This is a genomic window from Polynucleobacter sp. 35-46-11 (assembly GCF_002281105.1).
On the sequence record NZ_NCFJ01000663.1, the window covers coordinates 1 to 1,215 of the forward strand.

General features: G+C 44.2%; 1 protein-coding gene and 1 pseudogene. One reads left to right on the top strand and one right to left on the bottom strand.

Translation table 11 applies throughout. The features are described from left to right. A pseudogene (locus tag B7Y67_RS18575) lies at positions 1 to 395 on the bottom strand (hypothetical protein); the annotation flags it as partial. Positions 396 to 533: 138 nt separating this feature from the next. On the opposite strand from B7Y67_RS18575, the gene B7Y67_RS18580 reads away from it, so the two are divergent. Next, positions 534 to 1,215: hypothetical protein (locus B7Y67_RS18580; RefSeq protein ID WP_293599901.1), on the top strand; the 682-nt coding region annotated here is incomplete at its 3' end.

Below are 1,215 nucleotides of genomic sequence, written 5' to 3' on the forward strand. Positions count from 1 at the left end.
GGTAAATCAATCATGTGCGGCACAAAGGGCAGTTTTTGATTGGAATATTCTTTGGCTAACCACTCGGAGACAAAAGCAAATTTATCTCCGTGAAACTCTTCTGGCTTGGTCGGAAAAACAGCATGAATGGCACAAGGGACTGTATCAACTACATCACCGTCACGCTCACCAGACTTAATAAAGTAGAATAAATCGAGCTTTTCTTGATCGGCAATTTTTGCCAATTGAGCATTGTCTTGGTACGGAAAAAGCTTGAACTGCTTCTCAAACTTCTGAATAACAGTAGGTTCGCTTTGGTACTTGCTTTTGTAAAAAACGAGCGACTCATTTTGCAAGATAGCCTGGTTGTGGAATGCATAGTCATAGACTGCAATCTCGGCACCCCGAAATGACAAATGATTTGTATGAAATCCAACTCTCAAAACAGACTCTTTTCCTAGCGATTATGCTCACGGTAGGATACCATTGTCGATACCGTACTTGACGTCCGCATTTGACTTCTGCAATTGATCTCCAAACCAGCCCCTAATTTCATGAAATCAGTCCGCATTGCCCTACTTGGAACGCAACATGACTATGCTCAGGGCCTATTTCCATTAATTGCGAATAGTGTTGGATTCTCTATTGCCTGGACCAAACCTAGCGACGCAGATCTACTGATTTACGGTGCTTTTTATAAGCCCAACACCAAGCCGTACCGCTGGCTTCCAAAACCTTTACGCACACCAGCACTCTCACTTGAAAAACAACTCAATGGGCGCAAGTGTGTGCCATTAACCCTATTTCATACTTGCGAGAGTCTGCGGCACGATATATTCGCAACTGACTATTCGATCTCATTTGATTTGGGCATGCAAAGTAGCCAGCATTTGCGCCTACCGTATTGGATGGAGCTCGTAGATTGGTCACATGAGGGCATTGTTGGAAATACCAACCCCAGATATGGCGCCCTGCTCTCGCTTGACCAAATGCAGGCACCATTGGGAAACGCATTCTTGGCAAGACCTCAAAAAGCGGCGATGATCACATCACATCTTTTAGAGCCGCGCAAGATGCTTTTTGAGGCTGTAGACAAAGCCATTGGTGTGGCTGGGTACGGCCCTTACTTTGATCCAGCTATTAAAAATCATCATCAGAGCAATTTTGAAAAAAGAGCATTGCTCAATGAATTTGCTTTTAATCTTTGCCCAGAAAACCACCTCTTCCCAGGCTATT